Origin of the sequence: Vibrio sp. S457-15 (assembly GCF_000960545.1) — a bacterium.
In the GTDB taxonomy this organism is placed as follows: Bacteria; Pseudomonadota; Gammaproteobacteria; order Enterobacterales; family Vibrionaceae; genus Vibrio; species Vibrio parahaemolyticus.
Map to the genome: position 1 here is coordinate 44,117 of NZ_JYOQ01000174.1, position 26,505 is coordinate 70,621.

21 protein-coding genes are annotated in these 26,505 nt (G+C 47.3%); 8 read left to right on the forward strand and 13 right to left on the reverse strand.

What is annotated here, in order from left to right:
• Positions 1-18: 18 nt before the first annotated feature.
• The 10 genes from betB to UF05_RS17595 all read right to left on the reverse strand — a co-directional run bounded on the left by betB (position 19) and on the right by UF05_RS17595 (position 12,840).
• Positions 19-1,479, reverse strand: a complete 1,461-nt coding sequence (betB, locus tag UF05_RS17550) for a betaine-aldehyde dehydrogenase (RefSeq protein WP_025536486.1) — start codon at positions 1,477-1,479, stop codon at positions 19-21.
• An 18-nt stretch (positions 1,480-1,497) separates the two neighbouring features.
• Positions 1,498-2,097, reverse strand: coding sequence for a transcriptional regulator BetI (betI, locus tag UF05_RS17555; protein WP_020841944.1), 600 nt, complete (start codon positions 2,095-2,097; stop codon positions 1,498-1,500).
• 596 nt (positions 2,098-2,693) lie between these two features.
• Entirely contained in the window at positions 2,694-4,742 is a 2,049-nt protein-coding gene (locus UF05_RS17560; RefSeq protein WP_048852630.1) for a tetratricopeptide repeat-containing diguanylate cyclase, read from the reverse strand.
• A 455-nt stretch (positions 4,743-5,197) separates the two neighbouring features.
• A complete protein-coding gene (locus tag UF05_RS17565) occupies positions 5,198-5,956 on the reverse strand; it encodes an SDR family oxidoreductase (RefSeq protein ID WP_045545433.1) in 759 nt (252 codons plus the stop codon).
• 9 nt (positions 5,957-5,965) lie between these two features.
• Entirely contained in the window at positions 5,966-6,862 is an 897-nt protein-coding gene (mmsB, locus tag UF05_RS17570; RefSeq protein ID WP_045545434.1) for a 3-hydroxyisobutyrate dehydrogenase, read from the reverse strand.
• Between the two features lie 18 nt (positions 6,863-6,880).
• On the reverse strand, positions 6,881-8,011 hold the full coding sequence (locus UF05_RS17575) for an enoyl-CoA hydratase/isomerase family protein (protein ID WP_045545435.1): 1,131 nt from the start codon (positions 8,009-8,011) through the stop codon (positions 6,881-6,883).
• A gap of 10 nt (positions 8,012-8,021) precedes the next feature.
• Positions 8,022-8,798 carry an enoyl-CoA hydratase gene (locus tag UF05_RS17580; RefSeq protein ID WP_045545436.1) on the reverse strand — a complete coding sequence of 259 codons (777 nt, stop codon included), beginning with the start codon at positions 8,796-8,798 and terminating at the stop codon, positions 8,022-8,024.
• 49 nt (positions 8,799-8,847) lie between these two features.
• The gene (locus UF05_RS17585) at positions 8,848-10,002 is read right to left on the reverse strand and encodes an acyl-CoA dehydrogenase family protein (RefSeq protein ID WP_045545437.1); all 1,155 of its coding nucleotides are present in this window, start codon (positions 10,000-10,002) and stop codon (positions 8,848-8,850) included.
• A gap of 95 nt (positions 10,003-10,097) precedes the next feature.
• The gene (locus tag UF05_RS17590; protein ID WP_045545438.1) at positions 10,098-11,591 is read right to left on the reverse strand and encodes a CoA-acylating methylmalonate-semialdehyde dehydrogenase; all 1,494 of its coding nucleotides are present in this window, start codon (positions 11,589-11,591) and stop codon (positions 10,098-10,100) included.
• Positions 11,592-11,661: 70 nt separating this feature from the next.
• Positions 11,662-12,840 (reverse strand): thiolase family protein, encoded by a 1,179-nt coding sequence (locus UF05_RS17595; protein ID WP_045545439.1) that lies wholly within the window; start codon positions 12,838-12,840, stop codon positions 11,662-11,664.
• A 209-nt stretch (positions 12,841-13,049) separates the two neighbouring features.
• On the opposite strand from UF05_RS17595, the gene UF05_RS17600 reads away from it, so the two are divergent.
• The 6 genes from UF05_RS17600 (at position 13,050) to UF05_RS17625 (ending at position 20,173) form a co-directional block, all read left to right on the forward strand.
• The gene (locus tag UF05_RS17600) at positions 13,050-13,436 is read left to right on the forward strand and encodes a MerR family transcriptional regulator (RefSeq protein ID WP_005373242.1); all 387 of its coding nucleotides are present in this window, start codon (positions 13,050-13,052) and stop codon (positions 13,434-13,436) included.
• Between the two features lie 45 nt (positions 13,437-13,481).
• A complete protein-coding gene (locus tag UF05_RS17605; protein WP_031427942.1) occupies positions 13,482-14,651 on the forward strand; it encodes an isovaleryl-CoA dehydrogenase in 1,170 nt (389 codons plus the stop codon).
• Between the two features lie 113 nt (positions 14,652-14,764).
• Positions 14,765-16,372 carry a carboxyl transferase domain-containing protein gene (locus UF05_RS17610; RefSeq protein WP_045545440.1) on the forward strand — a complete coding sequence of 536 codons (1,608 nt, stop codon included), beginning with the start codon at positions 14,765-14,767 and terminating at the stop codon, positions 16,370-16,372.
• A gap of 94 nt (positions 16,373-16,466) precedes the next feature.
• A complete protein-coding gene (locus UF05_RS17615) occupies positions 16,467-17,249 on the forward strand; it encodes an enoyl-CoA hydratase-related protein (RefSeq protein WP_045545441.1) in 783 nt (260 codons plus the stop codon).
• Positions 17,242-19,290: an acetyl/propionyl/methylcrotonyl-CoA carboxylase subunit alpha gene (locus tag UF05_RS17620; RefSeq protein WP_045545442.1), complete on the forward strand. Its 2,049-nt coding sequence runs from the start codon at positions 17,242-17,244 to the stop codon at positions 19,288-19,290. Before UF05_RS17615 ends, UF05_RS17620 begins: the two co-directional genes overlap by 8 nt.
• Positions 19,271-20,173: a hydroxymethylglutaryl-CoA lyase gene (locus UF05_RS17625; protein ID WP_045545443.1), complete on the forward strand. Its 903-nt coding sequence runs from the start codon at positions 19,271-19,273 to the stop codon at positions 20,171-20,173. The genes UF05_RS17620 and UF05_RS17625 overlap by 20 nt, the downstream gene beginning before the upstream one ends.
• 94 nt (positions 20,174-20,267) lie before the next feature.
• Here UF05_RS17625 and UF05_RS17630 read toward each other — a convergent pair whose 3' ends face one another.
• Both UF05_RS17630 and UF05_RS17635 read right to left on the reverse strand, forming a co-directional pair.
• A complete protein-coding gene (locus UF05_RS17630) occupies positions 20,268-22,889 on the reverse strand; it encodes a hybrid sensor histidine kinase/response regulator (RefSeq protein WP_045545444.1) in 2,622 nt (873 codons plus the stop codon).
• Between the two features lie 11 nt (positions 22,890-22,900).
• Positions 22,901-23,737, reverse strand: a complete 837-nt coding sequence (locus UF05_RS17635) for a phosphate/phosphite/phosphonate ABC transporter substrate-binding protein (RefSeq protein ID WP_045545470.1) — start codon at positions 23,735-23,737, stop codon at positions 22,901-22,903.
• A gap of 132 nt (positions 23,738-23,869) precedes the next feature.
• Here UF05_RS17635 and UF05_RS17640 point away from each other — a divergent pair, with 132 nt between their 5' ends.
• The gene (locus UF05_RS17640) at positions 23,870-24,190 is read left to right on the forward strand and encodes a DUF1840 domain-containing protein (protein ID WP_005392576.1); all 321 of its coding nucleotides are present in this window, start codon (positions 23,870-23,872) and stop codon (positions 24,188-24,190) included.
• A 243-nt stretch (positions 24,191-24,433) separates the two neighbouring features.
• Positions 24,434-24,982 (forward strand): sugar O-acetyltransferase, encoded by a 549-nt coding sequence (locus UF05_RS17645; RefSeq protein ID WP_020841928.1) that lies wholly within the window; start codon positions 24,434-24,436, stop codon positions 24,980-24,982.
• Between the two features lie 9 nt (positions 24,983-24,991).
• Here UF05_RS17645 and UF05_RS17650 read toward each other — a convergent pair whose 3' ends face one another.
• Complete coding sequence (locus UF05_RS17650) at positions 24,992-26,407, reverse strand: aminotransferase-like domain-containing protein (RefSeq protein ID WP_045545445.1); 1,416 nt, start codon at positions 26,405-26,407, stop codon at positions 24,992-24,994.
• Positions 26,408-26,505: the final 98 nt, after the last annotated feature.

Sequence of the window (26,505 nt, forward strand, 5' to 3'; positions counted from 1 at the left end):
TGTGTCTCCTAGGTGTGTTTAGGCGTAAGGGCTTTCGAAATCGCTAAGCTGAACCAGTACGCTCTTAGTTTGCGTGTAATGCTTCAGTGTTTCGACGCCGTTCTCACGGCCAATGCCGGATTGCTTGTAGCCACCAACTGGCATTTCTGCCGGAGAGTCACCCCAAGCATTAACCCAGCAGATACCTGCCTGAATTTTGTGAATAACGCGATGAGCGCGAGAGAGATTCTGAGTGAAGACACCAGCAGCTAGGCCATAATCCGTATCATTAGCGCGTTCGATAACTTCAGCTTCGTCGCTGAATTTAAGCACGGACATTACAGGACCAAAGATCTCTTGCTGTACGTGGCTCATGCTGTCGTCACAGTCGATAAATACGGTTGGAGCAACGAAGTTACCATTTTGCAGGCCATTATCTGTTACTTTGTAACCGCCGGTCAGCAGAGTGGCACCGCTCGCTTTTGCGCTCTCAATCGCTGACAGCACTTTGCTTTCATGTTCTTTTGAAATTAAGGCACCGATTTGCGTATTTTCATCAAGAGGGTCGCCAACAACCAGTTTCTCAGTGCGAGTTTTAAGCTGTGCAACAAAGTCGTCGTAGATAGATTCATGGACAAATACACGGGTACCGTTGGTACATACCTCACCCTGAGTGTAGAAGTTAGCAACCATTGCTGCGGATACCGCATCGTCCAGCTTTGCATCGTCGAATACGATCAGAGGAGACTTACCACCAAGTTCCATTGTGACTTGCTTAAGCGTTTTTGCACTGTCACCCATAACAACTTTGCCAGTACCTGATTCGCCAGTGAACGATACTTTAGCAATATCCGGATGCGCAGTTAGCATCTGCCCTACGCGGTAGTCACCCTGCACGACGTTAAACACACCATCAGGAAGACCCGCTTCAGAATAAATTTCCGCAAGCTTAAGAGCGGTAAGCGGAGTTTCTTCCGACGGCTTAAAGATCATTGCGTTACCGGCAGCCAATGCCGGTGCAGATTTCCACATTGCGATTTGAATCGGGTAGTTCCAGGCACCAATACCTGCGCAAATACCTAACGGCTCTCGGCGCGTATAGAAAAACTGGTTTTCATTGAGTGGTTGTTGCTCACCCTGCAAACTTGGCGCAAGACCAGCGTAATATTCGATAACATCTGCGCCTGTCGTAATATCAACAGCGATCGCTTCTTGAATTGGCTTACCCGTGTCCGCCACTTCTAAAGCGGCTAACTCATCATTGCGTTCACGCAGAATCGCTACCGCTTTATTAAGAATCCGGCTACGTTCAATGGCCGTCATTGCAGACCAAACCTCAAAACCGCGCTTTGCAGATTCAATAGCGGCTTCCATATCGCTCTGGGCTGCTTGTTTAACATTGGCCAATGGCTCACCATTTGCCGGATTGTAAGTGGTGAAATGCTCTTCAGAACATCCGATATACATTGCACCATCGATGTAATGTGTTTTCATTTCCATAGTGAAGACCTGTGACTTTTATATTTTATGAGAGTAAAACGTTAGCTGCTTTTCGAGATAATCGTTGATGATGATCCTCGCTTTATCAGCATCGATGCCTTGCGGGTTGAGCGTGCCGCGTAGCCATATACCGTCAATCAGTGACGCTATCCCGTGAGCAACCAACTCTGCTTGCTCCGCACTTAATAGTGCTTTTAGTTCTCTTCTTAGATGGGACAACAGACGTCGTTCATTCACTCGTTGCAAACGCTTAAGTTGCTCGTCATGCATAGAGTAAGACCAGAAAGCCAACCACGTTTTAGCCACTTTGTTTTCTGCCTGATAACCAACAAAGTTGCCGTCAATAATGGCGTTGATACGCTGATGATGAGCATCTGCTGGCAACACACGAAGCTTCCCAGTGATTGTTGAAGAAAGCTGACGAAGGATCTCGCGCATCGTTTCTTCCAACAATCCGTGTTTACCACCGAAGTAGTGATTAATTATCCCCGTTGATACTCCAGCCTCTTTACTGATCAACGAGATGCTCGCAGCATGTAAACCGACTCTGTCAATCACTGACATGGTCGCTTTTACAAGCTGCGGTTTTCTGATTTCAGGCATCCCCACCTTTGGCATTTTGCGTCCTTGTTATTTTTAATTGAACGGTTAGTTAAATATAAAATGCCAAAAAATTAGTTCGAACTCAAACTATTTATTATTAAAAGTAGTGATAATGAGATTTAAATACACACTATACCAAGACAAACCCAACCCATTATCTATTCAAACAACCACCCAAAAACAACAAACAAAACAAGTTAATACATTTATTTTCAATAGTTTAATCAAGATCCTTAATTAAACTCAACTTAAGCATCAACGCAGCGAATAAAGCAATGTAGAAGCCTTATAAAAAATTTACATCGAACACTAATTATTTGTGTTGTGTTGTGTTGTTTCTGAATGATGAGCAGGTAATTCCAATTGACTGCCCAGTCCCGTGCGTTGCTGACTTGTTACCAACCACAACTACGTAAATTGGAAGATTTAAATGAAAGGTGGGAGCACCTGGCAAAATGGACGCATATCCAAGTGCTGCACTTGCAGGAAGCATATTGATAAGATTCAGATAGATAAGTACGTCGAGTTCTGCCAGAACTTAAGAAGGGAGTGGTGAGCACATAAAACTGGCAAAAAAAGAGCCGCGTTGCGCGACTCTTATTGTGCAATGATCAGCTAAACGACATTGCTTTCACACAGTTTCGTCCACTGGATTTGGCTTCGTACAACAACTTATCTGCTTGGCTACAAAGCGCTTCAAATGCAACGTCGACGTCATCCGAAGTGATCACACCAAAACTACAAGTGACATTCACGGCTTGATTGTTCTCCGTTACAAAGCCACGTTGAGAAAGCGCAATACGCAGTCGTTCAGCCAGCGCGGTTGCTTCTTCAAGATCGGTATTAGGAAGAACGATAACGAACTCTTCCCCACCAAGACGAGCAACAATATCACTCTCACGCACCGACGAATCGAGCACTTTGGCTACGCCAGTTAATACGACGTCACCAAACACATGGCCATAGGTATCGTTGACTTGTTTGAAGTGGTCGACATCCATCATAACCAGCGTGATAGGCCCTGTTTCCGGCTTTTTCGCTACCATTTTCTGCTTATCAAGCTTTCTTTCAACCCAATGATTGAGCGCCAAATAGCCGTATTGAACACGCATGACTTGCTTGTTTAGCTTGTGAACCAACTGACCTTTCTTCGTTTCTGGAATTGGCTTTTCAATCAGCTTAGGCTTTTGCTCTGCAGGTTTCGCAAACCACTCTTCCAAGAATCGGCGGTTAAATAGGCCCGTTAACATGTCGGTTTTCGCCAAACGACGCATACGTAAACGCGAACGGTTCACGTACAAAAATACCAACGCCATAAGCAATAAAATACCAATCATTACCAATAACACTTCACCCAACAGGTAGAACGTTCGGCGATTATTCTCCAGCTCTAGACGCTGTAGCACATTGTTCCAGTTGAGGTTTTCGTTCTCGTACTCTAATCGCTCTAGCTCAAACAAGGTTTGTTGTCGCTCTAAGTTCTCGACTTCACGCTGATTACTAAATTGAATGAATTTTTCATGATATTGACCGTAGGTTTGATAGGCCAATTCGAAGTTTTGATCTCCGGCGTAAGCCATAGCAGCGACTTTTAACAGCTCCATTTGCTGCTGTTTGATATAGCGACTCTCGATGATCTCAGGAAGTAAAGGCGTAATCATCGTTAACAAAGCTTGATACTGCTTACGCTCTAGCATGTACTCAGCTTGCAACAATTTAAATGTTGCCAAGTACGCATTCGAGGTTTCACGGTACTGCAAGTTTTCGGCAAGCTTGAGATGACGCAGCATGTTTTTTTCGTTGTTGGTTTCGCGATACAGAGACGCAAGCTCCAAGTTCACCCGAAAGCGAAAACGTCCGTCACCAATAATCTGCGCAAGCTTTAAAGCTGCTTGATAAGATGTGATGGCTTCATCGTATTGGAACTGAGCTTTGTGTAGCTTTGCAATAGTTAGGACGCTAAGCAACTCATTAAACGACATGCGGCGGTCTTTAAAATAACGATACGCCTGCTTCAGCACGACTTCAGAGCGGTCATAGCCTTGAATTTTTACCAATACATCACCGAGCTCTAGTGCTGCTCGTTCGACTAAGCCCTGCGCACCCGATGACTCCGCCGCTTCCATCGAAGACATCAACGCCGCGTACGATTTCTTATAGTCCCCTTGCTCATCGTAGTAACGACCTTTGAGCAACAGAACTTCCGATTCCAATTTCTTGTCACCTTTTTCTCGTGATGTTTCAAGCAAAGCATCCAACGACGAGAGCGCGGTATCGATATCTCGATTGCCCATCATGGCTCGAATTTGGATCAGCTTGAACAGCAAGTGCTCTTGGCTTTGCTCTGGTGTCAAACTCAGCCCTTTATCTACCACTGCTAAGCTCTCTTTATCGCGCCCTAACAACTCAAGAACGGTCGACTTCGCCAGCCAATAACGAATCAACAGATCCTTGGGCTGGTTTTGCAGTAGAGAGTCTTCTTCTAATGATTCGATTTGTGCTAGTGAACTTTGTGGCAGCGCGTAAATTTGGCTCTCAATCCCTTCAAGAGATTGCAGAAACTTATCTTTTGGCTCAGGGCTTTGTGCGTAGACTTTGGTCGTCAAAAACACGAACCAAAACACAAGCGACAACGCTCTGAGCTTATAAAATTGCGACATTATTATTATTCCCTGATGGGTAGTTACTTCAGTGTGGTGGGAAGTTTTGATTATTATTTTGCACGTGAATGACAATGGTCACACCGCGCATGCTTTCCCATGCATTCTGTAGTGAATAATAAATCACCAACTTTCGATGTAGAAACGATTTCGTCCCACAAAAAAGACAAAGAGAATAATTTTCAACCATAAAAGGAATTTTCTCATTTAAGAGACAAATGAATAATTTCAGTTTTGACGCAACAATAGATTTTGTGGTTATTTTGCTCGAAAACATCACAATTTTGGATAAAAGAGATAATTGCGTCGTGTCACTGAGCATGGTGTGTTATGAAAACTAGCGTATAAACGCTGTTGGAAGAGGACATTACGTGAAACTAAAGTGGCGCTTTAACGATCACTAGAATAATACGGAAGAACCAGCAACACTGTTATCGCTGGTCCTCTTATTAAGATTACATTCGCATTCCACCATCGACTTCTAGTACCCTCCCGGTGACGAACTCGTTGGTTAACACATATTTGATGGTCGATGAAATTTCGTCCGCAAGCCCTAAGCGTCCCACAGGAATCATATTAACCAAGCGTTCCATCGCTTCAGGCTTTATTTGGTCTGTCATCGCAGTTTTGATGACGCCCGGCGCAATCGCCACTGAACGAATGCCAAAACGCCCTAACTCTTTAGCCCACACTGTAGCCATAGTAGCCACTGCCGCTTTGGATGCGGAGTAGTTGGTTTGACCAATATTCCCGGCGCGCGCAACACTGGATATGTTGATTAGAACGCCTTTACTGTCGGTGTTCAGCATTACCTTGCTCGCTTCACGGCCACACAGGAAAGTGCCAGTCACATTCACATCCAGAACGGACTGAAACTGCTCTAGCGACATCGTATTAATCTGACCATCTTTTACTTTAATAAACATCCCATCGCGCATAATGCCCGCGTTGTTGATCACGCCATTGAGCTGTTTGAAATCCGCTTCAATTTGCGCAAATGCAGTGCACACCTGCTGCTCGTCAGTCACGTTCGTCACGTAAAAACGAGCGGTAACGCCGAGAAATTCACACTCCGCTTTCGTTTCAGCCAGTTGGTCTGGGTTGAGGTCGATAAGCGCAAGATGAACGCCACTTTGCGCCAAAGACAGTGCCATTTGTTTACCCAGCCCCTGCCCGGCCCCCGTGATCGCAATAACCTTATTTGCTAGATCCATAAGCACTCCTTAGGCCTGATTTTGCTTTTGGTAGAACTCAAACAAGCTTGAAAAATCTTTTTGTCCGTTGCCCTGACCGTTGTGAAAATTAAACAGGTTACGAGCCAAGCTGCCCATTGGCGTTGATGTTTGACTGGCAACCGCCGCTTCCATCGCAAGACCGAGATCTTTCGCCATTAACTGACTCATAAAGCCGCCCTGATAACCATTGCTTGCAGGCGTGTTTTCCATCACACCTGGGCACGGGTTGTAAAGCTCTAGCGCCCAGTTACGGCCTGAACTTTGCAGCATGATGTCAGACAGCACTTTGGGATCGAGTCCGTTTTCCATGCCTAAATTGAGTGCTTCACAAGTGCCGCTCATCAAAATGCCCAACATCATGTTATTGCAGATCTTCGCCACCTGACCGGCTCCGGCATCACCTGCATGGAAAATGTTTTTGCCCATGCGGCTAAGCACCCCCTTGGCTTGAACAAAGTTCTCTTGTGAGCCGCCAACAATGAAAGTCAACGTACCTGCCGCTGCGCCCGCAACGCCACCAGATACCGGTGCATCAACAAAGCTGATGCCAAGCTGCAGCGCCTTTTCGCCAACCAAACGAGCGGTCGCTGGATCGATGGTCGAAGAGTCGATTAGCAGCGTTCCAGAATCTACGCTATCTAAGATCCCGTCTTGACCAAGATAAACACTTTGAACGTGTTGGCTAGCAGGTAGCATGGTGACCACCACGCTCGCACCTTGAACGGCTTGTTTTACCGAATCTGCACTCAACGCACCAAGTGCGGTAAGTTCTGCCACAGCGTTTGGATTCAAATCAAACACTTCGACGTTCAAGCCCGCTGTGAGTAGGTTCTTAGCCATAGGCGCGCCCATGTTGCCAAGGCCAATAAATGCAATTTTATCCATGTCGTATTTCTTCCTTGTCTAAAGTGCCACAGTGGCAACCGAGGATACGGTCAGTGGGTATTCTGCTGAATCAATTGGCGCGAAGAAGCGCTCCAAAACTTGTGGCGTTACGTCAGAAACCGTGCGATGTTGCCAAGTCGGTTGATTGGTTTTATCGATAATCAGCGCACGAACCCCTTCTCTCAAATCACCTTCTAAGCCGCAACGTAACGTCAGATTAAATTCCATATCAAAGCACGCTTTCAAAGAGAGATTTTGATACTGCGTTAGCTGCTGATAAGTGATATTGAGCGACAGTGGGCTGCCGTAGCTCAATGCTTTTTGCGCATTGACGAACCACTTATCATCAACGTCGGCACTGCTGATTGCGCGAACAATCGAATCTAAATCACCCGAACAAAGCTGCTCAATCAATCCCGCATATGGCATCAACATCCCTTCGCTTGGCTCGTCCACTTGTACCGAACGTAGCGTAGTAGCGATTTTTTCGTTGATGTTCACTTCATCCTTCCAACTTACCGATGCGAGTAGATCCAACAGAGCTTGTTTGCTTTCTGGCTTTGCAATCCATTGGCTTAATCCCAACGCTTTCATGTCTGTCGCATTAATTTGGCAAGCCGTCAAACTTAAGAAAAGTGCCAAATGTTTTGGCAACTGATTTAGGAAGTACGTCGCGCCTACGTCTGGGTAGAGGCCGATTTTAATCTCTGGCATCGCAAAGCGTGTGGTGGTTTCTGCTACGCGGTGGCTTGCGCCCATAAACAAGCCCACACCGCCGCCCATCAGGTAACCATGCCCCCACGCGATGATCGGTTTTGGATAAGTGTGAATAAGATGATCACAGCGATATTCGAGGTCAAAGAAGGTTTCCATCGCTGAAAACGCAGAATCAAAGTCTTGCTCTTTGTTTTCAAGCGCACGGTAAATCGCTTGAATGTCACCACCAGCACAAAACGCTTTTTCACCTTGAGCATGCAAGAATACCGCAACGATGCTGTCGTCCGTTTGCCATTCATTAAGCTGTTTGTACAACTTCTCAATCATCACGTAACTCAACGCGTTAAGGGCAGCTGGATTATCAATCTCCAACACACCAATAGCGGAGCCATCAGCGCACTCAAGTTTTGAAACATTTACTGTACCTGTCATTTGGCCTCCGCTAGCTGTTTGTCCATTGTGGCTTACGCTTTTGCAAGAAGGCGTTTACACCCTCAGTCTGATCTTGTGTATTGAACAGCTGTAAAAACAGTTCACGCTCCAAAACCAATCCAGAAGCGTGAGTTTGGCTGCGTCGACCTTGAATGAGCGTTTTGCACGCAGACACGGATTTCGGCGATTGGCCAGCAACACGCTGTGCAAGTACTATCGCCGCTTCTAGTGCTTGGCCTTTCGCCACCACTTCTTCGACTAAACCAATTTTTTCCGCTCGCTCGGCCGTCACTCGTTCGCCACATAGAATCATACGCTTCGCCCAACCTTCACCTACCAACGCGGTCAGGTTTTGCGTTCCGCCCGCGCAAGGCAACAAGCCGACCGATGCTTCAGGAAGTGCCATTTGTACTTGTTCTTCTGCGATGCGAATGTCACACGCCATCGCCACTTCCAGACCACCACCCATCGCATAGCCATTAACCGCTGCAATAGAAACCCCATCGAACGCCGACAGCGCTTCAAACGCTTCACCAAATGCGAACGCCATATCTGCTGCTTGTGATTTATCACCCGATGCAAAGTTGTTGAGATCCGCTCCAGCAGAAAAGAATTTCTCGCCTTCGCCCGTCAGTACCAACGCATAAATAGAGCGATCATTACTGAGTTCAATCGCCAACTCTTTGAGCTGATTTAGGGATTCAAGCGTCCAAGTGTTCGCTGGCGGATTACTAATCGTGAGTTTGGCGATATGCGCTTCGCGCTCCAATTTGATTTGTGCCGTCATAATCTTTCAGTCCTTTTTAATTTCTTTAGGTAAGGCTGTGTCTCGCTTTCTAGAGCAGTTCAACGCCTTCCGTGAGTAATCGTCTTGCGACGATCAGACGCATGATTTCGTTGGTGCCTTCAAGGATTTGGTGAACACGAACGTCTCGGAAATGGCGCTCGACTGGATATTCTTTGATGTAGCCATAGCCACCGTGAATTTGAAGCGCCTGATCGCAGACTTTAAAGCCAACATCGGTGGCAAAGCGTTTTGCCATGGCACAGTACGCACTTTTTTCTGCGTGCTGGGCATCGAGTTTAGCGGCAGCGAGTCGCACCATTTGACGCGCAGCGACCAGCTCAGTCGCCATATCAGCAAGCTTGAACTGCAACGCTTGAAATTGCGCCAGTGAACGGCCGAACTGTTTGCGTTCGTTCATGTATTGCTTGGCTTCGTTCAGTGCTTGTTGCGCAGTACCGACGGAACAAGTAGCGATATTGATTCGACCACCATCAAGGCCAAGCATGGCGAACTTAAAGCCTTCTCCCTCTTCACCCAACAGATAGTCAGCCGGAATACGAACATTTTCGAAGGTAATCATGCGAGTTGGCTGGCAGTTCCAACCCATTTTGGCTTCTTTTTTACCGTAGCTAATGCCTTCGCAATCAGCAGGAACGACGAACGCAGAAACGCCTCCCGCTCCTTCGCCGCACGAACGCGCCATCACGACGAGAACATCTGTATCACCCGCGCCAGAGATAAACACTTTTGCGCCATTGAGGACAAACTCATCGCGGTCACGCACTGCACTGGTCGTCAGTGAAGCGGCATCAGAGCCGGCATTAGGTTCGGTTAAACAGTAGGAAGCGAGCTTTTCACCCGAAATTAGATCCGCGCTAAATTGCTGCACCACTTCCGCTTTGGCAAAGCTGGTGATCATCCATGTCGCCATGTTGTGAATGGTCATAAACGCAGTAGTCGCGGTACAACCCATAGCCAACTGCTCGAAAATGATCGCCGCATCCAAACGAGACAATCCCAAACCACCATGCTCTGGCGGCGTATAGATGCTCAGAAAGCCAAGTTCACCTGCTTGACGCAGTACATCTTTAGGGAAGTGATGGTTTTCATCCCACTCGGCCGCATGCGGCGCTAACATTTGGTCTGCAAACTGCTTTGCTACTTCGGCAAACGCGAGTTGATCTTCGTTTAATTCAAAATCCATCTTGAAGTCCTAAGGTCTAATTCGTTGCATTTGTATCCGATCCAACCCCTCTAAAGGGATGAAGGGCTTGGCTAGAGGTATCGCTAATCCATTAATTAGCTAAGTTGAATGGTCATGTTTGGACCGCTTGGAATGTCATCTTCAAACCAACGCGCAGTGACAGTTTTTGTTTCGGTGTAGAAGCGAACCGCTTGTTTACCGTAAGCATGCAGGTCACCGTAGAAACTGCCTTTCCACCCTGTAAATGAGAAGAATGGCAATGGCACCGGAATCGGCACGTTGATGCCTACGTTACCTACTTCGATATTGTGTTGATACTTTCTCGCGGCAGCGCCGTTCGCCGTGAAAATAGACGTACCGTTACCGAAACGGTTTGCATTGATTAGCTCAATTGCTTCATCTAGGTCATCCACTTCCATAGTTAACAGCACTGGGCCGAAAATCTCTTCCTGATAGATCGACATGTCAGTGGTCACATTGGTAAACATTGTTGGCCCCACCCAGTTGCCGTTCGGGAAGCCAGATACTTCGCAATCTGTACCGTCCAGAACACAATTCGCGCCTGACGCTTTGCCTTCATTAATCAGATTAACCACTCGCTGCTTCGCTTGAGGGCTAATCAGCGGACCATAACCGGCGGTTTCATCATCCCACGCGCCTGGTTGAACCTGAGCTAACGCCTCTTTAAGCTCTGGAATCCATTCTTTGGTTTCGCCGACAAATACCGCCACCGAAATCGCCATACAGCGTTGGCCTGCGGCACCGACTGACGCGCCAACTAGGTTATTGATGACTTGCTGTTTGTTTGCATCTGGCATGATGACCATGTGATTTTTCGCACCCGCAAATGACTGCACGCGTTTTAGGTTATCCGTACCGGTTTTGTAGATGTACTCCCCAACTGGCACAGAGCCAACAAAAGAGATCGCACGAACGACTGGATCAGTCAGAATGCGATCGACTTGCTCTTTGGTACCGTGAACAACTTGCAATACGCCTTTTGGTGCGCCAGCTTGTTCAAATAGCTCTGCCAATTTCATTGCAGTCAGCGGCACTTGCTCCGACGGTTTCAAAATGAAGGTGTTGCCACAAGCGATCGCCATTGGGAACATCCACAATGGAATCATCGCTGGGAAGTTAAAGGGTGTGATACCAGCACAAACACCGAGTGGTTGAATGTAAGAGTAACCATCAATATTGGTCGCGACGTTTTCAACCGTTTCGCCCATCATTGAGCTACAAATGTTCGCCGCTTGTTCTACCACTTCAATCCCGCGCCAAACATCACCTTTCGCATCAGCGAGGGTTTTACCTGTTTCACTTGAAAGCAGTATCGCCAACTCATCGTGTTGCTCTTTTAGCAGGTGTTGGTAGCGCAGCATCAATCTTGCACGCTCCGGCGCAGCGACTTCTTTCCAACGCTTAAACGTCTCTGTTGCGCTAGCGATCGCCGCATTCATTTCTGATTCCGTGGCACAAGGTACTTGCGCAATCACTTCGTTGGTTGCCGGGTTAGTTACATCTAGCCATTGTTTTGAGTCGGACATGGCAAATTCACCACCGATATACTGCTTTACTTGTTCTGTCATGATGACATCCTTGTATTTTTCAGCTTGTTACTGACTACTGTTATGTAAGTGAAACTTTGTTGAGAATGAATTAGCAGATTTCAATCGCGATGGCGGTAGCCTCGCCGCCACCAATACAAAGCGATGCAACGCCACGTTTACCGCCTGTTTGTTTAAGAGCGTGAATCAAAGTCACGAGGATTCGGTTACCACTCGCACCAATTGGATGCCCCAACGCACAAGCGCCGCCGCGAGGGTTCACTTTGCTCTCGTCCAATTCGAGTGCTTTCACCGCGTATTGAGCGACAACGGAAAAGGCTTCATTGATTTCCCAAAGGTCCACGTCTGATTTGTCCCAGCCCGTTTTTTCCAGCAGCGTTTCAATCGCGAATACGGGTGCGATGGTGAACTCATCAGGCTGTCTTGCATGCGTGCTGTACGCGACAATTTTTGCTAGAGGTTGAAGGTTTTCCTGACGGCCAAATTCACTATCAACCAATACCATTGCCGATGCACCATCAGAAATAGAACTGGAATTTGCTGCCGTTACGCCGCCATCTTTGGCAAACGCAGGTCGTAAGGTGGGAATTTTATTGACGTCGAGTTTGCTCGGTTGCTCATCGTCTACCACCAAGGTTTCGTCGCGTCGATTTTTTACGTTAACAGGCACGATCTCTTCTTTGAACAAACCTTGCTCAATCGCTTGCTGCGCACGAGTCACCGACTGCTGTGCCCAGATATCCATACTTTCACGGCTGAATTGGTACTTTTGCGCGGTTTGTTCGGCAAAGGCACCCATCAATTCGCCTTGGTAGGCATCCTGCAAACCGTCATAAAACATGTGATCAAGCACTTGCTCGTGACCTAAACGGAAACCATCACGCGCTTTCTTAAGTAGATAAGGAGAAGAGGACATGTTTTCCATACCGCCAGCGATAACCGCGTGCGCGTTACCAGATTGAATCAGGTCATGGGCCAGCATGACGGTTTTCATACCCGAACCACAGACTTTATTCAGTGTCGTACAACCGATCGATTTTGGCATTTCTGCTTTAAGACTTGCTTGTCTTGCTGGCGCTTGCCCCACGCCGGCGGGTAAAACGCATCCCATCAACACTTCGTCTATTTTTTGCACATCGAGTTGGCTTTCGGCTAGTGCCCCTTGGATGGCTTTCGCACCGAGTTCCGTGACATCTGTTGAAGCTAATGCACCTTGAAAAGAGCCGATAGGCGTTCGCTTAGCGGCAACAATCCATGTTTCATTTTTCATTCCATTAACCTTTTGTTGACGTTTACGTCATAACTATACTAACATTTACGTTAACGTCAAGTTTGAGGTTATTGTTTGTTCGAGTGACTATTTTATTTCGAGTAAATGCGAGTGATATCAAGGCTCAAGAGTGGATGTTGTTTATTTACTTTAACGTTAACGAATTGTATATTCGTATGAATGTTATACGAAAGTCGTAAGGTTAAGGAATGAACACATTTAAGATCAGCGAGCTCGCGAAAGAGTTCGACATTACTACCCGAAGTATTCGCTTCTACGAAGATTTAGGTCTCCTAACTCCAGAACGTAAAGGCAACACACGAATCTACAATGGTCGCGATCGAATTCGACTAAAACTGATTTTGCGAGGTAAGCGATTGGGCTTTTCTCTTGCAGATATCAAAGAGTTATTTGAACTCTACGATACCGATCAAAGTACTGAGCAGTTGAACTATATGATTCGGTTGATCGAAGAGAAGAAGGCAGCATTGCAACAGCAAGCAAACGACATTCAAGCGGTAATGATGGAGTTAAACGCGGCACAGTTGCGATGCCAAAACACACTGAGATCCATGAAAGGCGAAAAAGTCACCTAACACCTCAACTCTGGGATGTAGGTGACGTAAAGGCAAGGACACGCAATGAAATCTACCTACTCTTCCCTGAACTTTGTTTATGACGAAAATACCGATTTGCTTCGCGAGCAAATCAATAGTTTTGCTGCAAGAGAAATTGCGCCGCTAGCGCAATCTATCGACCAATCTAACGACTTTCCAAACCATCTTTGGTCCAAACTGGGTGACATGGGTCTTTTAGGTGTGACCACCAGCGAAGAGTTTGGTGGAGCAGGCATGGGTTATCTCGCCCACGTTATCGCTATGGAAGAAATCAGTCGAGCATCCGCTTCGGTTGCGTTAAGTTACGGTGCTCACTCCAATCTTTGTGTCAACCAAATCCACCGCAACGGCACACAAGCGCAAAAAGAGAAATACCTACCTAAGCTCATCTCTGGCGAACATATTGGTGCACTAGCAATGAGTGAGCCCGGAGCAGGTTCTGATGTAGTCTCTATGCAACTTAAAGCGGAACGTAAAGGCGATATATTCCTGCTAAATGGCAACAAAATGTGGATCACTAACGGCCCTGATGCACACACCTATGTTGTCTACGCCAAAACCGACCCAAGCCAGCACTCCAAAGGCATCACGGCATTTATTGTAGAACGCGGCTTTCCTGGATTCACTCAAGCACAAAAACTCGACAAGTTGGGTATGCGCGGCTCGAATACGTGTGAGCTGGTCTTCCAAAACTGTGAAGTCCCTGCGGAAAATATTCTCGGCGAAGAAAACCAAGGTGTGAAAGTATTGATGAGCGGCCTCGACTACGAACGCGTGGTACTTGCCGGTGGCCCGCTTGGCATCATGCAGGCCTGCATGGACATCGTTGTGCCTTACATTCACGACCGCAAACAGTTTGGCAAATCCATCGGTGAATTCCAGCTAGTTCAAGCAAAAACCGCTGATATGTACACGCAAATGAACGCCGCTAAAGCGTATGTTTACGCCGTTGCTGCTGCTTGTGATCGCGGTGAAACCACACGTAAAGATTCTGCTGGTGCGATCCTCTACAGCGCAGAACTGGCAACCAAAATGGCATTAGATGCCATTCAGCTACTCGGTGGTAACGGCTATATCAATGAGTTTGATACCGGTCGTTTACTTCGTGATGCCAAGCTGTATGAAATTGGTGCCGGCACTTCAGAAATTCGCCGCATGCTTATTGGTCGCGAATTGTTTAACGAAAGCGCCTAATAATCAGCCCAGGCGTTCTGACTAAAAAACATTTTCTTAATCAACCCAAATCTTATTCAACCTAAATAAAGACGGGTGTTCTCACCCGTTTACCGAATGGAGATCGGCTATTTATGGCTTGTTTGACGACCAATATTAATACCCATTCAGAGCAGTATCAGGAAAACTACCGATCTATGGCGTCTCTTGTGGATCAACTCTATACCGTGACCGCGCAAATCGAAGATGGTGGCGGCGAGAAAGCAAGAGAGCATCAGCAGAAGAAAGGCAAACTTCCGGTTCGTGAGCGTATTCTTGCCCTACTCGACCCTGGCTCATCCTTTTTAGAAGTCGGTCAGTTTGCTGGCTGGGATGTGTATCCAGATTACGTTCCATGCGCTGGCGTGGTTGCTGGCGTGGGTGTAATAGACGGCACCGAGTGTATGATCGTTGCCAACGACGTGACGGTAAAAGGCGGTAGTTACTACCCGCTCACGGTTAAAAAGCACTTACGCGCACAGGAAATCGCAGAGAAGTGTCAGTTGCCTTGTGTTTACTTGGTCGACTCTGGCGGTGCTAACCTACCCCGCCAAGATGAAGTATTTCCAGACAAAGACCATTTTGGCCGTATTTTCTATAACCAAGCTCGAATGTCAGCCAAGGGTATCCCGCAAATTGCGGTGGTCATGGGGCTATGTACCGCTGGCGGTGCTTACGTTCCTGCCATGTGTGACGTTTCCATCATCGTCAAAGAACAAGGCACGATCTTCTTAGCTGGCCCTCCTCTGGTAAAAGCAGCAACAGGCGAAGAAGTCAGCGCGGAAGATCTTGGTGGCGCAGACGTTCACTGCCGTACGTCTGGCGTAGCCGATTACTATGCTGAAAATGATCACCACGCGTTAGAACTGGCAAGACAAGCTGTCTCTCAAATCAACCACTTGAAACCCGTCCAACTCAAGCAAAAAGCGCCACAGGAACCACGCTTTACTGCGCAAGAGCTGTACGGCATCGTCGGAACCGATCTTAAAAAGCCGTTTGATGTCAAAGAGGTCATTGCCCGAATTGTTGATGATTCACAATTTGATGAATTTAAAGCCTTGTTCGGTGAAACCTTGGTCTGTGGCTTTGCTCATATTCACGGAATGCCGATTGGCATTGTCGCTAACAACGGCATTCTATTTTCGGAATCGGCGCAGAAAGGTGCGCATTTTATTGAGCTGTGCGCACAGCGCAAAATTCCTCTGCTATTTTTGCAGAACATCACTGGCTTTATGGTCGGCCAGAAGTACGAAGCCGCAGGCATCGCCAAGCATGGCGCGAAAATGGTGACCGCTGTTGCGTGTGCAGACGTACCGAAGTTTACCGTGGTTATAGGTGGATCGTATGGTGCAGGTAACTACGGTATGTGTGGCCGAGCTTATGACCCAACCATGATGTGGATGTGGCCAAACGCACGCATCTCCGTAATGGGTGGAGAGCAAGCGGCAGGCGTGATGGCGCAAGTGACCCGCGATATCAAAACGCGCAAAGGTGAAAGCTGGAGCGTAGAGGAAGAAGAAGCGTTCAAACGTCCAATTGCGGAGCAATATCAAGTCCAAAGCCACGCTTATTACGCCAGTGCGCGACTGTGGGACGATGGGATTATTGATCCAGCAAAAACACGTGATGTTGTGGGCATTGCTCTATCTGCTGCGCTTAATGCGCCGATACCAGACAGCAAATTTGGCATCTTCCGTATGTAGTCAGATGCAAGGCAAGCCTTAACTCCTCGCTATCCATCAATGATGAATAAAGTGCTGATTAGCGAGTATTGGAATATCAGACAAAGGAAGTCACATGACCGGACTATTGCTTGAAAAAGACAGCAATGGCGTTGCCTGGTTGAGCCTGAATCGGCCAGAAAAACACAACGCGTTTAATGACGCATTGATTGCATCACTAATTGAGACACTAGAACAGCTCGAAAAGGACGATTCTCTCCGTGCACTGGTGTTAAGTGCACAGGGAAAACACTTTTCTGCGGGAGCAGATCTGGGCTGGATGCAATCAATGGCCACCAAAACCGAAAGTGAAAACCTGCAAGATGCACAGCAACTAGCAAAACTTTTGCATACGCTGGATACCTTCAGTAAACCAACGATTGCCATGGTGCACGGCGCAGCATTTGGTGGCGCGCTTGGGCTGATCTGCTGCTGCGATATTGCCATTGGCACACCTGAGAGCCGCTTCTGTTTGAGTGAAGTGAAACTCGGCTTATTGCCCGCGACCATCGGTCCCTACGTAATCCGAGCAATTGGACAACGACAAAGCCGACGCTATTTTTTAACCGCGGAACTGATTGATGCCGAGACTGCGCTTTCGATGAACATTCTTCATCTAATCGATCCCCAGACAAAAGAGGCGGTCAACCGTATGGTTGAGCACCTGCTTAATAATGGCCCACAAGCCATGCAGGCGGCAAAAGCACTTTGTTTACGTTGTGATAACCAACCTATCGATCACTCATTAATTGAATACACTAGCCAAGCCATAGCAACCGCCCGCGTGTCCAGCGAAGGACAAGAAGGGCTGACTGCGTTTTTTGAAAAGCGCGCCGCCAATTGGAGGAATCATGTTTAAAAGAATACTGATCGCAAACCGCGGTGAAATTGCATGCCGAATTATTAAAACCGCAAAAAGCATGGCTATAGAGACGGTTGCCGTCTATTCCGAAGCGGATCGCAGCAGCTTACATGTTAAACAAGCAGATTTCGCTGAATTTATCGGCCCTGCTCCGGCGAGTGAGTCGTATCTTGATATCGATGCGATTATCGGCGCTGCGAAAAAATGGCAAGCCGATGCTATCCACCCTGGCTATGGTTTTCTTTCCGAGAACCCGAAACTAGCCAAAGCGTGCAGCGAAAATGGCCTCGTCTTTATTGGCCCTTCCACCAGCGCAATTGAGGCAATGGGTTCTAAATCTCAAGCCAAAGCAATCATGTCAGAGGCGAACGTGCCCTTGGTTCCGGGCTACCACGGCACAGACAACAGCGTTGAGCACTTATTGGCTGAAGCAGAAAAAATCGGTTACCCAGTGATGCTTAAAGCAACACAAGGTGGCGGCGGTAAAGGCATGCGAGTGGTCAATAGCGCAGCCGAAATGCCCTTGGCCATCGACGGTGCGCAGCGTGAAGCGCTTTCAAGCTTTGGCGATAAGCAACTTCTAATCGAAAAATGCATATTGCAGCCTCGCCACGTGGAAGTTCAGGTATTTGCTGACCAGCATTGCAACTGTGTCTATCTATCTGATCGTGATTGTTCCATTCAGCGTCGTCATCAAAAAGTAGTCGAAGAAGCACCAGCTCCCGGTCTTAGTGATGAACTGCGTAAACAAATGGGTGAAGCTGCGGTTCAGGCCGCTCAAGCGATCGACTATGTTGGCGCTGGCACGGTGGAGTTCTTACTCGATAGCCGAGGTCAATTCTACTTCATGGAAATGAATACCCGTCTGCAAGTTGAACACCCTGTCACCGAGTTGATCACTGGCGTTGATTTGGTTGAATGGCAATTCAAAATCGCAGCTGGTGAGTGTTTACCGATCTCGCAATCCGAAATCACTCATAACGGCCATTCAATCGAGCTGCGAATTTACGCCGAAGATGCCGACAACGACTTTATGCCGTCGACTGGCCGCATTGATTATTTAAAAGAACCCGTATCAGACAGTAATGTCCGCTTAGCGTGCGTGCGCGTTGATAGCGGTGTTACCCAGGGCGATACCATTAGCGAATACTACGATCCGATGATCAGCAAACTGATCGTCTGGGGGCAAACACGTGACATCGCGCTCAAGCAGCTTAAGCAGGCGTTAACTCAATATCACGTGTGTGGAGTGACAACAAACATTGGTTATCTGCATAGCATTGTTTCGCAGCCAGCCTTTACCAACATTGAGCTCGATACTGGTTTCCTAGTCACACATCAACAAAGCATAAATGAGCAGCAAAGTGTGTCGGATTCTATCTGGTTAACGTTGGCGACCGTTGCTCGTTGGAATGTTCTCACTTCAAAATCAGGCAACTCAACGTTACCCGCACCAACCACGCAAGGTTTTAGACTCTCGGTTAACAATGTTTATCGATTTAACTTCACGGATGCCAATGCCAACCATCAAGTACGTTTGCAACAATCATCGCAAGATACAGAGGCTCACTTCACTGTCCGATGTGGTGAGGAGTTGCATCAGGTCACTCTGCTTGAAAGTGGCAACCAGTTTATCGCCGATATTGATAATGTGCGTTACACCTTTAACGCACTCAACGACGAGCAAAAGACAACCGTGCTTTATCTTGGTCAGCAACGTACGTTCGCTCATCAACCAAGTTTTGAATCACCAAAAGGCAAAGACGACGAACTTAGTCCAACCGCACCACTGAACGGCGTTATCTCGGCGGTCATGGTGAATAAGGGAGACAAAGTAGCGGCTGGTGATCCGTTGTTAGTGCTCGAAGCGATGAAGATGGAATACACCATTACCGCTCCGGTAGCAGCGACCGTTGATGAAGTGTTTTATCAACATGGAGACCAAGTACAGCACGGTTCCATCCTGCTGCATTTAATTTCTGCCCCCGATAATGTCTGTGAAGATAAGGAGCACGAATATGCTACCAGCGAAGGTTAATATCGTCGAAGTTGGCGTGCGTGATGGCTTGCAGAATGAAACGGCAGTGACGCTGATTGATAAAATCCGTTTGATTAACCAACTAAGCACCAGTGGCTTAAAACACATTGAAGCAGGCTCTTTTGTCTCGCCGAAATGGGTACCTCAAATGGCCGATTCCGATCAGGTGTTTGCGGGGATCACTCAAAAGCCAAACGTGGTTTATAGTGCGCTAACGCCAAACCTAGCTGGGCTAGAACGTGCATTGGAAAGCGATGTAAAGCAAATTGCGGTATTTGGCTCCGCTTCCGAAGCGTTCAGCCAGAAGAACATCAACTGCAGCATTGCCGAAAGCCTCTCTCGCTTTGAGCCCGTTATCGAGCTCGCAAAGCAGAACAACATACCTGTGCGCGGGTATTTATCCTGCACCATGGTTTGCCCCTACGAGGGAGAAATAAAACCAGAGCAAACCACTGCGGTCGCGAATACGCTGTTTGATATGGGATGTTATGAAATATCTCTGGGCGATACTGTCGGTAAAGCTACGCCCAATCGAGTTATCGCCATGCTGGACTCTCTGTTAACGCAGCTACCCAAAGATGCGTTAGCCGTGCACTTCCACGACACGTACGGGCAAGCGTTAGCCAATATCTACCAAGCCTTGCTGATGGGCATCAACACCATTGACAGTGCCGTTGCAGGACTGGGCGGCTGCCCTTACGCAAAAGGGGCCAGCGGTAATGTTGCAACGGAAGATGTGCTTTATCTGTGTGAGCAACTTGGGATTGAAACGGGGGTTGATCTCAACATCATCAATGAAGCGGGTTGGCAAATTTGCCGTGCGTTAGGTAGACGTCCGTCTTCCAAAGTAGCACTCGCATTGGGTGATCCGCACAGCTTGTAAAAGACTCCATCCGCGATAAGCAACCAATAAATACAAACGGGCATGAGTAACAACATGCCCGTTTTATTAGCGCCAAATACGATTCACAAAAGCACTAACCAGAGGCGTGCTTTTCAGCCATTTGAGTATGGAGTCCCCACTTCGCAATCATATCGAGTAAATCGCTTTTCTGAACTGGCTTCGTCAGGTAATCATTCATCCCTAATGCAATACTCTTTTGCTGCTCTTCTTGCATCGCGTGAGCAGAAAACGCCACGATTGGACACCAAGGAAACTCACCGTTTTCCTGTAACTCACGAATGTCTTTTGTCACACCAAAACCATCTTTGTTTGGCATAGAAATATCGGTAATCACCAAATCAGGGGAAAGCTGCTTGTAGAGTTCAACGGCCTCGACACCATCTTCCGCCAACGTCAGTTTCACACCGGTGTCTTGCAACATTTTTTCAATCAAGATTCGGTTGATATGGCTGTCTTCTGCAACCAAAAGGTGCAAATTAGAAAAATCCGGATTGTCTTGTGAGGAAAGCGCTCGACGCTTTTGTATTTTGCTAGAGAACAGGGTTTGCAGTTTATGTTGCGTGACAGGTTGCGGCAGTAAACGATCCCGTTCGCACGACCATGCCTGCCCTTCCTCCATCACGCAAGGGGCGAGAAACAGTACCCGTTTGGCGGATGATTCTGTCGCATCAACTTCATAGAGCGCATCTCTATCCTGAGCATTGTTCACGCTCGCGATGATGCGGTCAAAATCGTCCAAATCTCTGCCCAAAGACTGCGCCGCAGCCCAATCGTTGCGATGAGTCACCTCGATGCCAATCTCTTTGGCTAAGCGCATCAAGTGTTCCACGCGCGGTAGATAATAATCAATCAACAATAGTCGATTTGCATTCAGTTCGACCGGCTCAGAATGAGGCTGACTTCGTTTAGGCAACTGCAAACTAAAGCTAAAACACGATCCTTTGCCAAAATCCGAGCGTACACAAAGCTCACCATTGTACATGCTGATCAAACGTTTTGAGATTGCCAACCCCAAGCCCGTTCCTTCATGTCGCCTTGTCGCGGAGGTATCGACCTGCTCGAATTTATCCATAATATGAGTTAGCCTGTCTTCAGGGATACCAATGCCTGTATCGCTCACTGAAAAATCAAAACCGTGCTCACTTTCTCTTACTTTCAGCAACACATGACCTTCATCCGTGAATTTCACTGCATTGCCGATCAAGTTAAGTAAGATTTGATTAATCCGACCTTTATCACCGACCACGACCGTATTCATGGCTAATGGCATATCAACCAATAACTTAAGGTTCTTTTTATCCGCTTGATACGCACACAATGCCGTGCAACTCTCGACTAACGAGCGCAAATCAAACTCCTCTTCAACAAGCGTCAACTTGCCCGCTTCGACTTTGCTGTAATCGAGAATGTCGTTAATGATGGTCACAAGGTTATTGGCAGATTTGTGCAGCAGGAGCAATAACTCCCTTGGCTCTCGGCGGTTTTCGTTCTCAAGCAATATCTCGCTGATCCCCATGATCGCGTTCATTGGAGTGCGAATCTCATGGCTCATGTTCGCCAGAAATTCCGACTTGGCTTGCGTGGCTTTTTTCGATTTATCCAATGCAGACGACAAACGCTTCTCCATCTCGCGTCTATCGGTGATGTCACGTTCTACCGCGATAAAACGCAGTAGCTTGCCATTTTCATCAAACACCGGAGACAGCTCTAACTCGACCCAATATGGGCGCCGCGACTTGGTGTAATTGAGTATCTCAACCCTAACTGGGGAATGGCTGCGAACACTTTGTGAGAGCAGCGCGACAGTATTTGCGTCGGTGTCTTCACCTTGCAGCAGTTCGCCCGGTGATTTGCCAACCACTTCCTCTAACGAATATTCGGTTAACTGCTCAAACGCAGAGTTTACCCAAGCAATCGTGCCATCAGGATGCGTAATGATGATGGTATCGCGAGCATGTTCCGCCACCTCGGCAAGCTGCGATATTTTGGCGGATAACTGCTGTTGGGTTTGATGTTCTTGCTGAAGTTTGTTTTGCGCTTGCGCTAAAGAGCGCGACATTTGGTTAAACGCCTCTCCAACGCGCGTGACTTCATCGTTGCCTGAAATAGAAATTTGCGAACCCGGCCCTTGCTGTGAAACCTTGATTACCCCAGTGCGGAGAAGATCCAGACGCTTCATCAAGTAGCTGCCTAGCGCAAATGAAAACAGCGCCACCAGCGACATTTCGACGAAGGCAATCACCAAACTCGCATGAGTCGCAAACGAAAGCATTTGATGAACATGCTCGACGTGAACACCCATTTCTACCACGCCAAAAGTCTGATCGCCTAACGTGATTGCTTTCGCCACATCATAAACACCGTCACTTGCATCGAAAGCGTGAACATTGGTGTCAACGCCTGTGTAATCACCTTGAAGCGTAAGTTCGATGCCATCTTGATTGACGATACGGATGTAAGCCAACTTGTGCTCACTTACGACAGAGCGTGCAAAGCTGTCTAAGTACGCCAGATCCGTTGCAATTACCGCGTCTCTCGAAGCTTGAGCAAACACACTCACCAAATTCTGGCTACCAACTTCGAGACTGGTCTCGTTCGAGCTTTTAAACCAGTTGAGGCCGCTGATGATAAGTACACCGAGCGCGAGTGCTTCGATGAGTGCAATGCCGATTATCGTTTTTGAACGCAGCGTCATAAGGCGCCCACTTATCTCGAAATGCCCAATTGGACGACGTCTTGCCAATCTTGGTCTTGCGCCAATTGCAATCCATCAATATTGAGTAAAGCGAAGCTCTCCTGTGCTTTGGGATCCTCATTGAGTTGTGAGATCGCCGCTCGCAATGCCACAGCCATCTCTTCATCTACCTCATTCGAGACTGCAATGGCATGAGGGGTATAACCTGCGGTTGTATAAATCACGCTCAGTTGTTCTTTGGTTTCACTCGGCAAGCTCTCAAAGGTACGCTTCACGCCACCACCAGCGACATACAAGCCTTTCAGAACACCTAAATAGACCGAATCGTGCGAGCCCACATATTTGGGCGTAAATTTGATGCCTTTCTGCGCCAACTCTGATTGTGTGATGATAGAGGCAGCAAATGCTCGTGGTGCAGGAAAAGCGATGGTCTTTTCTTGCAGTTCATCAAGGGAAACCAACTTCCCTCGCCTTGCTACAATAATGCCTGTAATGCGCTTATTTTTCGCTCTTGCTAAAGCCGTATAACCTGGTTTTTGATTCACCAACGTAAAGTGATATGGGTTCATGTATGCAATGTCGTAGGCTCCAGCCATCAAGCGTGCTTCGAACGTGGGAATATCACGTGCCGTGGCAAACTTAATCTCAACGCCAGCAAACTCTCCCCAGCGTTGCAGTAATGGCTGCCATTGTTGCACTAGTTTGGTCGCCGACTGTTGCGGTACGACACCAAAAACAATGGAAGGTTGAGCAACGACAGAAGGTGAACATGTGCATAACACCATAAGCAACGTAAATATTCGCTTGTGAAGCCGGCAAATCAACGTCTTTAATTGGGAGTTCAACAAAATCATCTCCTTAGGTTTGTCTTTCGTTAAAGATAGATAGCTATATGAAAGATTGCGAATTATCGGATTAAATTGCCTCGTGTCTCAGATACCATTTATACTCAAATGAACACCTACAACAGGAGCAGGTAAATGCTTATTACATTTCGTTGCCATAGCCACTCGAACGTCACTATGTTTGGCGATATTGCGATAAAGATGATCAAAATGATGGGGCATAGTGGCTCAGTACCAGGGTCAATTTCCGCTCAAGACATCCCTGATGCTCTATCTAGATTGACCTCCGCTCTCGCAGCACAAGAAGCGATAGAGAAGAACAACAGTCAAGCAATGGAAGAAGATGAGGAGCAAGAGGAACAAACGGTCAGTTTAGGACGCAGAGCATTTCCACTTATTGAGCTTTTAAAATCGGCTATTAAAGAAGAGTGCGAAGTGATGTGGGACAGCCAATAAATGCTCCAAATCAAGCTGTGGAGAGGAAAGCAACATCCAATCTATACTTCCCTCCCCTGCTAAAAGGAACTTACCCAATTCACTTCTCTATTTGAATGACTCTTAACGAGTGCTTACTCAAAACTAACCTATTGAATATAAATCAGTGATAAACATCTGATTTCATAATAAAAATCTCCTATTGACTGAAACACTCACTTATCATTGTGGCCTCAACTGCAAACCATTAATGGAATGATTGTTATGTCAGAACTGACTCGGATGCGCTCTGGAGAAACCTATAATTGCCTGGATGAAGAACTAAAGCTAATGCGCGCCAAAACCGCGCAGCTTGTCTTCCAATTTAACCACGAGCCAAACCCAGATATCCGTAGACAACTGCTGGCGGAAATGGGCGTCCGTATAGAAAACAGCGCCTGTATAGAGCCACCGCTTCAACTTACCTACGGTTGCCACTTGTCCATCGGGGAAAACACCTACATCAACTGGGATGCCATTATTCTGGACAATGGGCAGGTTGAGATTGGCGCGAACGTCATGATTGGGCCTAGAGTGCAAATTTACACAGCCGCTCATTCACTCGATACACAAAGACGCTTAGCTGGAGATGAGATCGCCAAACCGGTAAAAATCGGCAATAACGTTTGGATTGGTGGGGGCGCAATCATACTGCCAGGCGTGACCATTGGCGATGAGGCCGTCGTCGGCGCTGGCTCTGTCATAACCAAAGACGTTGCGCCGGGCGATCGAGTTGCCGGAAATCCGGCGCGCTCCATTAAACCAAAAAACTGAAGAAAGTCGCTATTTCGCCAAATGACAGCGAATAATGTTGGCAAGCAAATTGAGAGCATGGACGTATTTGTCATTGAGCTCAAAAGAAGCGTTAAGACGAATACAGTGATCGTATTGTTCTGTCAGGCTGAACATCTTTCCCGGTGCGATGCTGATATTATCTTTTAGCGCTTCTCGATATATCTGCAAGGCGTCGATATGCTTGGGAAGCTCTAACCAAATAAAGTATCCGCCGCTTTGGCTTAACACTTTGACTTCTTCAGGTAACAGCTCATTAAGCAGATCCGTCATCTTACTTTTACGTTCAAACAGCTTTTTCCGTAACTGCTTCAAATGCGATTCGTAATTGCGGCTTGTTAAATAGTGCACCAATGTCATTTGCACTGGTGCACTCGTCGCTAATGTACTCATTAGCTGTAACTTTTGTACCTCTAGCGCCCGCTTTCCCGCCGCAACCCAACCAATACGTAGCCCTGCGATTAATGATTTTGAAAACGAGGAGCACAACATGGTATTGCCCGTGTCATCAAACATTCTTAATGGGTAAACCGAGTCATTCTCGGCATGCAGTTCGCTGTACACATCATCTTCAATCACTGGCACGTTATATCGCTGTGTCAGCTCAATCAGCTTTTGTTTTTTCTCGTTGGTGAGCGTAAAACCCAGAGGGTTTTGGAAGTTCGACATCAGCCAACATGCTTTCACATCGTGCGTTTGCAGCGCTCGTTCCAATGAGTCTAGGTCAATGCCCGTGACTGGGTCTGTTCTTACTGAGAGCGCTTTCAAACCTAACCGCTCTAAGGATTGTAATGCGCCATAGAATGCAGGCGACTCCACAACCACCCAATCTCCCGGTCTTGTGCAGGCTTGCAAACTGAGCGTTAACGCCTCCAGCGCGCCTGCCGTAATGACAATTTCATCGGGTGAAATTTCAATGCCTTTCGCAGCATAACGCTTCGCGATGATGGTGCGTAATTGTTCGTTTCCCGGCGGTAAGTTATCAAAGGTGGTGGAAATCGGCATATTGCGAGCGGCTGCGCTCATCGCCCGATTCACGTGATAGCGTGGGTATAAACTTGGATCTGGATAGGCAAAGCCAAAATTGATCATGGATGGATTTTTACTCGCCTGCAGCACATCAAAGATAAACTCATTGATGTCTACCTGCTCTGTCCACGAGACCGCTGCTGGCGCTTGGGGTTCATTTGAACTCTTAATATAGGGAGCAACTCGATAACCAGATCGCGGCTGTGACGTTACCCAGCCTTGAGATTCCAGAATTTGATAAGCGTGCAATACCGTCATCAAGCTCAAACCCGAGTGTTCCGATTGGCGACGCAGAGAAGGCAGCTTGTCACCCGGATGCCATATCCCCGATTTTATCTGCCTTTTAAGCTGTTCCACTAACTCTTGATACTTCGCCACACGCGAATCCCCCTCCATAAAGCTGAATTCAAAATAATAACACTTCAATATTTAATCTGTTATAGGTTTATAGTCACTGTCTGTACCTACTTCCCTCA

Coding starts and splice junctions, on each gene's coding strand:
- UF05_RS17590 (WP_045545438.1), bottom strand. CDS start 11,591: ATGACAGAACAAGTAAAGCAGTATATCGGTGGTGAATTTGCCATGTCC.
- betB (WP_025536486.1), bottom strand. CDS start 1,479: ATGGAAATGAAAACACATTACATCGATGGTGCAATGTATATCGGATGT.
- UF05_RS17645 (WP_020841928.1), top strand. CDS start 24,434: ATGTCAGAACTGACTCGGATGCGCTCTGGAGAAACCTATAATTGCCTG.
- UF05_RS17575 (WP_045545435.1), bottom strand. CDS start 8,011: ATGACAGGTACAGTAAATGTTTCAAAACTTGAGTGCGCTGATGGCTCC.
- UF05_RS17585 (WP_045545437.1), bottom strand. CDS start 10,002: ATGGATTTTGAATTAAACGAAGATCAACTCGCGTTTGCCGAAGTAGCA.
- UF05_RS17615 (WP_045545441.1), top strand. CDS start 16,467: ATGACCGGACTATTGCTTGAAAAAGACAGCAATGGCGTTGCCTGGTTG.
- UF05_RS17600 (WP_005373242.1), top strand. CDS start 13,050: ATGAACACATTTAAGATCAGCGAGCTCGCGAAAGAGTTCGACATTACT.
- UF05_RS17605 (WP_031427942.1), top strand. CDS start 13,482: ATGAAATCTACCTACTCTTCCCTGAACTTTGTTTATGACGAAAATACC.
- UF05_RS17610 (WP_045545440.1), top strand. CDS start 14,765: ATGGCTTGTTTGACGACCAATATTAATACCCATTCAGAGCAGTATCAG.
- UF05_RS17595 (WP_045545439.1), bottom strand. CDS start 12,840: ATGAAAAATGAAACATGGATTGTTGCCGCTAAGCGAACGCCTATCGGC.
- UF05_RS17620 (WP_045545442.1), top strand. CDS start 17,242: ATGTTTAAAAGAATACTGATCGCAAACCGCGGTGAAATTGCATGCCGA.
- mmsB (WP_045545434.1), bottom strand. CDS start 6,862: ATGGATAAAATTGCATTTATTGGCCTTGGCAACATGGGCGCGCCTATG.
- UF05_RS17560 (WP_048852630.1), bottom strand. CDS start 4,742: ATGTCGCAATTTTATAAGCTCAGAGCGTTGTCGCTTGTGTTTTGGTTC.
- UF05_RS17565 (WP_045545433.1), bottom strand. CDS start 5,956: ATGGATCTAGCAAATAAGGTTATTGCGATCACGGGGGCCGGGCAGGGG.
- UF05_RS17640 (WP_005392576.1), top strand. CDS start 23,870: ATGCTTATTACATTTCGTTGCCATAGCCACTCGAACGTCACTATGTTT.
- betI (WP_020841944.1), bottom strand. CDS start 2,097: ATGCCAAAGGTGGGGATGCCTGAAATCAGAAAACCGCAGCTTGTAAAA.
- UF05_RS17625 (WP_045545443.1), top strand. CDS start 19,271: ATGCTACCAGCGAAGGTTAATATCGTCGAAGTTGGCGTGCGTGATGGC.
- UF05_RS17630 (WP_045545444.1), bottom strand. CDS start 22,889: ATGACGCTGCGTTCAAAAACGATAATCGGCATTGCACTCATCGAAGCA.
- UF05_RS17580 (WP_045545436.1), bottom strand. CDS start 8,798: ATGACGGCACAAATCAAATTGGAGCGCGAAGCGCATATCGCCAAACTC.